The organism is Candidatus Sodalis sp. SoCistrobi, assembly GCF_900143145.1.
In the GTDB taxonomy this organism is placed as follows: domain Bacteria; phylum Pseudomonadota; class Gammaproteobacteria; order Enterobacterales; family Enterobacteriaceae; genus SoCistrobi.
Window position 1 is genome coordinate 1 of record NZ_FRDB01000128.1, and the last position, 8,616, is coordinate 8,616.

The 8,616-nt window shown below is 59.2% G+C and carries 9 protein-coding genes; 2 read left to right on the forward strand and 7 right to left on the reverse strand.

The window, feature by feature from the left end:
- Positions 1-434: 434 nt before the first annotated feature.
- The gene (fpr, locus tag CINSTRO3249_RS09775) at positions 435-1,181 is read right to left on the reverse strand and encodes a ferredoxin--NADP(+) reductase (RefSeq protein WP_074013141.1); all 747 of its coding nucleotides are present in this window, start codon (positions 1,179-1,181) and stop codon (positions 435-437) included.
- A gap of 368 nt (positions 1,182-1,549) precedes the next feature.
- On the opposite strand from fpr, the gene emrD reads away from it, so the two are divergent.
- Positions 1,550-2,734: a multidrug efflux MFS transporter EmrD gene (gene emrD, locus CINSTRO3249_RS09780; protein WP_074013142.1), complete on the forward strand. Its 1,185-nt coding sequence runs from the start codon at positions 1,550-1,552 to the stop codon at positions 2,732-2,734.
- A gap of 28 nt (positions 2,735-2,762) precedes the next feature.
- Here emrD and glpX read toward each other — a convergent pair whose 3' ends face one another.
- From glpX to CINSTRO3249_RS09795, 3 genes are all read right to left on the reverse strand, one after another.
- Complete coding sequence (gene glpX, locus CINSTRO3249_RS09785) at positions 2,763-3,773, reverse strand: class II fructose-bisphosphatase (protein ID WP_074013143.1); 1,011 nt, start codon at positions 3,771-3,773, stop codon at positions 2,763-2,765.
- A gap of 89 nt (positions 3,774-3,862) precedes the next feature.
- Positions 3,863-5,377, reverse strand: a complete 1,515-nt coding sequence (glpK, locus tag CINSTRO3249_RS09790) for a glycerol kinase GlpK (protein ID WP_074013144.1) — start codon at positions 5,375-5,377, stop codon at positions 3,863-3,865.
- Between the two features lie 38 nt (positions 5,378-5,415).
- On the reverse strand, positions 5,416-6,279 hold the full coding sequence (locus tag CINSTRO3249_RS09795) for an MIP/aquaporin family protein (RefSeq protein ID WP_074013145.1): 864 nt from the start codon (positions 6,277-6,279) through the stop codon (positions 5,416-5,418).
- A gap of 613 nt (positions 6,280-6,892) precedes the next feature.
- Between CINSTRO3249_RS09795 and zapB the strand changes: the two genes are divergently transcribed.
- The gene (gene zapB / locus CINSTRO3249_RS09800) at positions 6,893-7,132 is read left to right on the forward strand and encodes a cell division protein ZapB (protein WP_074013146.1); all 240 of its coding nucleotides are present in this window, start codon (positions 6,893-6,895) and stop codon (positions 7,130-7,132) included.
- Positions 7,133-7,553: 421 nt separating this feature from the next.
- On the opposite strand, the gene rraA is transcribed toward zapB, so the two are convergent.
- The 3 genes from rraA to CINSTRO3249_RS09815 form a co-directional block, all read right to left on the reverse strand.
- On the reverse strand, positions 7,554-8,039 hold the full coding sequence (rraA, locus tag CINSTRO3249_RS09805; RefSeq protein WP_074013147.1) for a ribonuclease E activity regulator RraA: 486 nt from the start codon (positions 8,037-8,039) through the stop codon (positions 7,554-7,556).
- A gap of 106 nt (positions 8,040-8,145) precedes the next feature.
- Positions 8,146-8,385, reverse strand: coding sequence for a UbiA prenyltransferase family protein (locus tag CINSTRO3249_RS09810; RefSeq protein WP_074013148.1), 240 nt, complete (start codon positions 8,383-8,385; stop codon positions 8,146-8,148).
- A gap of 2 nt (positions 8,386-8,387) precedes the next feature.
- The coding region (locus CINSTRO3249_RS09815) for an integrase core domain-containing protein (protein WP_143146879.1) at positions 8,388-8,616 on the reverse strand (229 nt) is incomplete at its 5' end.

The window sequence follows — 8,616 nt, forward strand, 5'->3', positions numbered from 1 at the left end:
GTCATATGCTGTTTAACCAGCGTCTGATATCGGCGGGTAAGGCGAGAGTCAATCCCGCCAACAGATAGGTTGAAATCATTCTGCAAAGTAATAACAGGTATCACGATAAATGTGTAGATACCTATGCAGATAAGGGGCGGTCGGGGCTGTGCCGTTTGGCGCCGGCGGCCCGGCGATGCCGTTGGCGGCAGAGGGTGCGCTTGCCGGGGGCGCAGGGGAAGCGCTGTGGCTGGCGTCTGTGGCGGGCGGCGCAGCGCTACCGCTGGCGGCCGGGGGCGGCGCGCTGGCAGCCGCAACGGGGGGATGGCGATGCACTGCAGCAGGCGCCTCTCCCCCGTGGGCGGTGGGGACGATGGCCATCGCGCACAGCAGCGCCAGCCGCCAGGCGGACCGGCGGGACCGCGGCCTGCAGGCCTTTATCTCCGTCGCCACCATTACCAGTAATGCTCGCTGGTCATATGGCCCGGCTTGCGCTTGAAATGTTTGCGCATGCCGCGGCTGTCTTTCAACAGCTGCTGCGTGTCGCGCACCATTTGCGGGTTACCGCACAGCATGACGTGGCTGTTTTCGGCTTCCAGCCGCAGGTCCACCGCCGCTTCCAGCGAGCCGTCGGCGATAAGGGCAGGAACGCGTCCGGTGAGCGACCCGGGAACCTGTTCGCGGCTGACCACCGTTTGGACGCGCAGCTTACCGTTATAGCGCTGCTGCAGTTCCAGCATCTGCGGCAGATAACTCAGATCCTGAGCAAAGCGCGCCGCGTGCACCAGAATAATCTTGTTAAAACGTTCAAGCCCTTCGCCTTGCTCAAGAATCGATAAATAGGGACCTAATGCGGTACCCGTCGCCAGCATCCACAAATTGTCACAAGGCGGGATCTCGTCCAGCACGAAGAAACCCGCCGCTTCCTTGGTCACCATCAGATTATCGCCGGGTTGCAGCCTATGCAGCGGCGGGCTAAGTTTACCCTCCGGTACGGTCACCAGGTAAAACTCCAGGTTGTTATTTCGCGGCGCGTTGACATAGGAATAGGCGCGCTGAACCTTTTCGCCGTTGATTTCCAGACCCAGCTTGGCGAATTGTCCGGCGGTAAAAGGGTCGACAGGCGCATGGACGATGAGACTAAAGAGACTGTCCGTCCAGTGCTTCACCTGCACCACGTTACCCGTTACCCATTCAGCCATAGTAGTTAACTCCCCTTGATCCTGCCGGTCATTCCCCGGTCGACATGCGTTTATCCACTCTGTCACAGCGGCTGAAAATTGTCCTTCAGAACACGTCGGCGTTCAACCCCCCTCTGCGGACGTGCCATTATCAGCTAATTTCGGTAACGCATCCAGTCCGCGGCGAGGTAAACGCTCCACAGGGAGCGCGTACAGAATAATTTACCTTCCGTTCACCGGACATTACAGTGCAATGGTCGGGATAATGAAGATATTAACTGGACTTACAACTTGAGTGTGGTATTTATGTCTGAAAATCCACCATTATTCTGTATATATCACTATCAACAAGCAATGCACAGAATTAATAAGCTATCTAAGTAATATCTATGATGAACCCGCGTGCGTTGTCCGTGTTGATGTTATTAATTACCCTGGTGGCCGTCGGACAGATGGCGCAAACCATTTATGTACCCGGCATTCCTCTTATCGCCCGCGATCTCATGGTGCGCGAAGGGGCGATACAGGGGCTGATGGCCGCCTACCTCCTGTGCTATGGCGGTTCGCAGCTTGTTTACGGTCCGCTTTCCGATCAGGTGGGGCGCCGGCCGGTCATCTTGAGCGGAATGGCGATCTTCTGCCTGGGAACGATGCTGGCCATGCTAAGCCAATCGCTGTCGATGATGACAATTGCCTGTGGTATCCAGGGCATCGGCACCGGCGTTGGCGGCGTGATGGCGCGCACGCTGCCGCGGGACATCTGCGATGGCCGCTCGCTGCGGCGGGCTAACGGGCTGCTCAATATGGGCATTTTGATAAGCCCCCTGCTAGCGCCGCTGATAGGCGGCGTTCTTGCCGACTGGCTGGGTTGGCGCGCGTGCTTCGCGTTCCTGCTGCTGCTGAGCTGCAGCGTCAGTCTGCTGGTCTGGGGGCGTTTACCGGAGACGCGTCCGCTGCGCCCGGTCGGCAGCGGTCGAAGTCTCGGTTTTAAGCGCCTGTTAAGCGAAAAGGTATTCAATCACTATCTGCTGATGCTGGTCGGCGGACTGTCGGGAATTGTCGCGTTCGAGGCCAGCAGCGGCGTGCTGTTGGGCAGCATGGGGCTGACGGGCCGGGAGGTCAGCCTGTTATTCATCCTGCCGCTGCCGGGCACGTTTCTGGGCGCCTGGTATGCGGGGCGCGCAATCAAGCCGTTCAGCGCGCTGATGTGGCGGGCGGTAATGAGCTGCCTGCTGGCGGGGGTATTGATGTGGCTGCCGGCCTGGTTCGGCATCATGACGCTCTGGACGCTGCTTTTGCCCGCCGGTCTGTTCTTCTTCGGCGCCGGCATGCTGTTTCCGCTAGCCACCACCGGCGCGATGGAGCCTTATCCCTATCTGGCCGGCACCGCGGGCGCGCTGGTCGGCGGCCTGCAAAATATAGGCTCAGGCGCCGTTGCCGGCTTTTCTTCGCTGCTGCCGCAGCAAGGCCAGTTCAGCCTGGGGATGATCACTTTCGCCATGGGGATGCTGATCCTGCTGTGCTGGCTGCCGCTGGCGCAAACCCTGCACCGCCAGGGGCCGGAAGTTGTCTAGAGGGGCGCGGCCTACGCCCCGTGGGCGTTCAGAGAATGAAGGGATGCAGCGCGGCATCCTTGCGATCGAGATAGTGAATCGACGTAATGCGGCGAATGGTGCGGCTCTTGCCGCGGATAAGCAGGGTTTCGGTGGTGGCAATATTGCCTTTGCGCGTGATGCCGTTCAGCAAGTCCCCTGTGGTAATGCCGGTGGCGGAGAAAATGACGTTATCGTTATGTGCCATCTCTTCCAGTCGTAGCACCTGATTCGCCACAATACCCATCTCCGCGCAGCGGGCGAGTTCATCCGCGCCTATCAGGCGGTTCTCTTTGCTGTCGCCTTTCACCTGATGACGCGCTAGCAGGCGGCCCTGCATATCGCCATCCATGGCGCGGATTACCGCAGCGGAGATCACCCCTTCCGGCGCGCCGCCGATGCCATACATCACGTCGACTTCGCTATCGGGCATGCAGGTGAGGATTGACGCCGCAACGTCGCCATCGGGGAAGGTGAAGACCCGCACTCCAAGCCGCTGCAGGGATTGTATGCAGGCCTCATGACGCGGTTTGGCCAGCAGCGACACCGTTAATTCCGACAGGGTTTTACCCAGACGGCTGGCGACCGCGCGCAAATTATCCTCCAGCGGGGCGGCGAGATCGATAGCGCCCCGGGCCGCCGGGCCGACCACCAATTTTTCCATGTACATATCCGGCGCATGCAAAAACGCGCCTTTCTCGGCCACGGCCAGCACTGTCAAAGCGTTGGCCTGCCCCAGCGCGGTCATGCGGGTGCCCTCGATAGGATCGACGGCAATATCTACCGCCTCGCCGGCGCCGGTCCCGACCGCTTCACCGATGTACAACATAGGCGCTTCATCGATCTCGCCTTCGCCTATCACAATACGGCCATTGATAGGCACCTGATTCAGAACAATGCGCATGGCCTGAACCGCGGCGTTATCCGCGGCGTTTTTGTCACCGCGGCCCAGCCAGCTATACCCGGCCAGGGCGGCGGCTTCGGTGACGCGGGAAAATTCAATGGCTAATTCACGTTTCATGACGGTTTCCTGACGGCCTGAGATGCAATGGCCGCCAGTTTACCACACTCCGCCGTCGCCGCCGGGGGGCGACGCTTCGGTGGCGGCCGTTACTCTTTGTCCTGCTCTTCCCAGGCCCGCGCGCGCGCCACCGCTTTTTTCCAGCCCTCATAGCGATAATTACGCTCCGTGGTTTCAATTCCGGGGCGGAACTCGCGTTCGATGACCGCTTTACTGCGCACCTCCTCCAGATCGCTCCAGAAACCGACCGCCAGGCCCGCCAGATAAGCGGCGCCGAGGGCGGTGACTTCCCGGACCTCCGGGCGTTCGACGCGGGTCCCCAAAATATCGGACTGGAACTGCATCAGGAAATTATTGGCCACCGCGCCGCCATCTACCCGTAACGCTTTCAGCCGCTCGCCGGAATCCGCCTGCATGGACTCGATAAGATCGCGGGTTTGGAAGGCGATAGACTCAAGCGTCGCGCGGATGATGTGGTTGGCGTTAACGCCGCGCGTAATGCCGAAGATGGCGCCGCGGGCGTAGGGATCCCAATACGGGGCGCCGAGGCCGGTAAAGGCCGGCACCACGTAAACGCCGTTGGTGTCTTTCACCTTGCTGGCGAAATATTCCGAGTCGGTGGCGTCGTTAATCAGCTTCATCTCATCGCGCAGCCATTGAATGGCGGCGCCGGCGACGAAGACCGCCCCCTCCAGCGCATAATTCACTTCGCCGCGCGGGCCGCAGGCGATGGTGGTCAGCAGGCCGTGGCGCGACTGTACCGCTTCGGTGCCGGTATTCATTAGCAAAAAGCAACCGGTGCCGTAGGTATTCTTCGCCATGCCGGGGGAGACGCACAGCTGGCCGTACAGCGCCGCCTGCTGATCGCCCGCAATACCGGCGATGGGAATACGGGTACCGCCTTTGCCGCCGATATTGGTCTGGCCATAAATTTCCGACGAAGGCCGCACTTTGGGCAGCATGGCGCGCGGAATATCGAGGATATCCAGCAGGCGGTCGTCCCATTCCAGTTCATGGATATTGAACAGCATCGTGCGCGAGGCGTTGGTGTAATCGGTTACATGCACCCGTCCCTGGGTCATTTTCCAGATGAGCCAGCTGTCGACGGTGCCGCACAGCAATTCGCCGCGCTTGGCGCGCTCGCGAGCGCCGTCCACATGGTCAAGGATCCATTTGACTTTGGTCCCGGCAAAATAGGGGTCGATAACCAGGCCCGTGGTGTGGCGCACATACTCTTCGAGCCCGTCGCGTTTCAGCTTCTCGCAGATGTCCGCGGTACGGCGGCACTGCCACACGATGGCGTTGTAGATAGGTTTCCCGCTCTCTTTATCCCATACCACCGCGGTTTCGCGCTGGTTGGTGATGCCGATGCCGGCAATTTGATCGGAGCGGATATCCGCTTTCGCCAGCACCTCCACCAGCGTCGAGCTTTGGCTGGCCCAAATTTCCATCGGATCATGTTCCACCCAGCCCGGCTTGGGATAAATTTGAGTAAATTCCCGCTGAGAGACGCTGACAATGTTGGCGTCGTGATCGAGCACGATCGCGCGCGAGCTGGTGGTTCCCTGGTCGAGCGCGACGATATATTTTTTTTCTGATGGCATAAGAATTTCTCGCTATTTTAGACGTTCAACAAAGGAAATCAGGCTTTGGGCTCGGAACGCGTGGCGCGGCTCTGGGCGACGGCGACGTCATCGGCCTCTGCACCGCTCAGTTGACCGGGCAGATGTGGCCCTATCAATGCGCGATAACCGAAGGCGCCCAAACAGGCTCCGACCACCGGCGCAATCAGCGGCACCAGGAAGTAAGGGATCTCCCGGCCGCCGGTATAAGCAACTTTGCCCCAGCCGGCCAGGAAGGCGAAGGTTTTCGGGCCGAAATCACGCGCGGGATTCAGGGCGAAGCCGGTCAGCGGTCCCATCGAGGCGCCTATCACCGCAATCAGAATCCCGATCAGCAGCGGCGCCAGGGGCCCGCGCGGTATGCCATTGCCGTCATCCGTCAGCGCCAGAATCAAGCACAGCAGAATGGCGGTAATGACCATTTCGACCAGAAACGCCTGAGCCACCGAAATATGCGGATTAGGGTAGGTCGAGAAAATGCCGGCGAGATCCAGACTTTCGACGCTGCCGCGAACCATATGATGTTCCTGATCATAATAAAAAAACAAATTATAGTAAAGGCCATACACCAGCGCCGCAGCGCAGAAAGCACCCAGCATTTGCGCCACGATGTAGGGCAGGACTTTGCGCCGCTCGAAGCTGGCGAACAGCCACAGCGCGATAGTAACGGCCGGGCTGAGGTGCGCACCGGAAACGGCCGCGGTGAGGTACACCGCCATCGCCACGCCCATACCCCAGATGATGCTGATCTCCCATTGGCCGAACGACGCGCCGGCCAGTTTCATGGCGGCGACGCAGCCGGCACCGAAGAAAATCAGTAGTCCTGTACCGAGGAATTCGGCGATGCATTGCCCTTTGATTGTCGGTGATGTTAATTGGCTCATAAAAGGTTCCTGTGGCTGAGCGGTATTGGACCTGGCTGATGCAACACCGCTGTCACTGATTGAGAATAGGGTAATAACTTATGTAGTTATAATGTGAATTTATCGTTAACGAGCAAAAACGAGAAATATCGAACGTTAAATGTGTGGGCCGTGTCATAAAAATGCGCGTACTCGCTTAATAATTGGTTCCTAAACACCCATTTCTTACGCCGCTAAGTACCCAATTTGCACCCGGCGTGCATTATAAAGGGAAACGGAAGCGCCGCCGCCGCCGGCCGGAAAACAAGCCGCCGCCGGCCGGAAAACAAGCCACCGCCGCCGGCCGGAAAAAAGCCACCGTCGCCGGCCGGAATAAAAGCCCCCGTCGTCGGCCGGAATGAAAGCCGCCGGCGACGCGAAATCCCGCCATGGGGGCGAACCGGCGGCGTTGGCGGGGGTCTAATGTCCTAATTGAGACAATGTGTATGGACACGGGCAGGCAGGCTACTTAAAATCCGGGTTAAGTCACAGCATAGGGCAGCGGCAACACGCCTGGGCGGTCGGCTTTTTCGAGTTACACAAGGGTGTGTAGCGACCACTGACCAAGACGCCTTGTGTCTTTAAGGGGAAACAAATGGCATTTGAAGTATTTGAGAAACTGGAAGCGAAAGTCCAGCAGGCGATCGATACCATCACGCTTTTGCAAATGGAAATCGAAGAGCTGAAAGAAAAGAACAACAGCCTGAGCCAGGAAGTGCAGCAGGCGCAGGGCAACCGGGAGTCATTGGTGAACGAAAACGAGCAGCTCAGACAGGAACAGAGTGTATGGCAAGAGCGTCTGCGCGGCCTGTTGAGCAAGATGGATGAAGTCTGACGTCTTGACGTTCTCCCTGCGGGCGGTGCGCGCATCGCCTTGTGTGTCAGGCAAGTCGCGTTAAGCTGCCTTATCTGCACCACCCCGGCGGCGCTTGCCGCCTGGCATCCCGTCACTGCGGGCGCTGCCGCCTGAGCTCGCCGCCTGGCATCCCGTCACTGCGGGTGCTGCCGCCTGAGCTCGCCGCCTGGCATCCCGTCACTGCGGGTGCTGCCGCCTGAGCTCGCCGCCTGGCATCCCGTCACTGCGGGTGCTGCCGCCTGAGCTCGCCGCCTGTCATCCCGTCGCTGCGGGTGCTGCCACCAGAGCTCGGCGCCTGGCATTCCGTCACTGCGGGTGCTGCCGCCTGAGCTCGCGTACCGGGCAGCCACGGGACGCCGCCGTCGCCATGGTAGCGTTGCGTCCACGGCGGCGCTGGCGCTTATTCCAGATCGAGCGCGTCTTCGGACAGGATAACGCCGGTGTTATCAGCATACAGATGATCGCCGGAAAAGAAGGTGACGCCGCCGAAATTGACGCGGGTATCGCTCTCGCCAATGCCTTCGCTGGCGGCGCCGGCCGGGGTGGCGGCCATGGCTTGAATGCCCAGATCCAGCTCTTCCAGGTCATCTACCTGGCGCACCACGCCGTAAACCACGATCCCTTCCCACTCATTCTGCACGGCGAGATTGCCCAGTTCGGCATCAATAAGCGCCCGCCGTACCGATCCGCCGCCGTCCACCAGCAGGACGCGGCCGCGGCCGTTTTCTTGCAGCAGATCGTAAAGCAAACCGTTATCCTCAAAACACTTCACGGTCGTGATCTGACCGCCGAAGGAGGTTCTGCCGCCAAAATTAGTGAAAAGAGGCTCAACAACGTTCACGTCTTCCTGATAGATGTCACATAATTCTGAGGTATCGTATTTCATAGGATTTACGTCGGTTTGCCACTGGAGACGCAAGTATATCGCGTTCTCAGCAGAGTTGCCAAAGTCATCAAAGGCGAACTTGATGCGCGTCAGAAAAGCAGCCGCGTCAGGCCAGCAGCAGGCCCAGCGCGAACAGAATATTGACAATCAGCACGCATTTGACGGTTTTCTCCAGCATCGGTCTGATGCCGGAGGGGTCTGTCTCGTGCAGGACATAGCGCGCCTGCATATACAGCGCCGGCACCGCCAATAAAAACAGCCAGCCGGTAAGATTATGCAGCTCCAGCAGGGCAAAAATTGCCAGGCACTGAATAACCCCGAGTTTATTAGAGAGTAATTTTGGCAATACTACGCCGCTTCCTCTGATGCTAATTGCAAAGCGTAATAGTTCATTTCGGCTTCAGTAGGAGGGATGTAACCCAGCCGCCCGAGCAGCCTTCTGTTGTTGTACCAGTCCACCCAGTCCAGCGTGGCCAACTCCACTTCCGTCCGGTTTTTCCAGCTCCCGCGGTGGATAACCTCCGTTTTGTACAACCCGTTGATACTCTCTGCCATCGCATTATCGTAGGAGTCGCCG

Coding starts and splice junctions, on each gene's coding strand:
- glpX (WP_074013143.1), bottom strand. CDS start 3,773: ATGAAACGTGAATTAGCCATTGAATTTTCCCGCGTCACCGAAGCCGCC.
- CINSTRO3249_RS09795 (WP_074013145.1), bottom strand. CDS start 6,279: ATGAGCCAATTAACATCACCGACAATCAAAGGGCAATGCATCGCCGAA.
- glpK (WP_074013144.1), bottom strand. CDS start 5,377: ATGCCATCAGAAAAAAAATATATCGTCGCGCTCGACCAGGGAACCACC.
- rraA (WP_074013147.1), bottom strand. CDS start 8,039: ATGAAATACGATACCTCAGAATTATGTGACATCTATCAGGAAGACGTG.
- fpr (WP_074013141.1), bottom strand. CDS start 1,181: ATGGCTGAATGGGTAACGGGTAACGTGGTGCAGGTGAAGCACTGGACG.
- emrD (WP_074013142.1), top strand. CDS start 1,550: ATGATGAACCCGCGTGCGTTGTCCGTGTTGATGTTATTAATTACCCTG.
- zapB (WP_074013146.1), top strand. CDS start 6,893: ATGGCATTTGAAGTATTTGAGAAACTGGAAGCGAAAGTCCAGCAGGCG.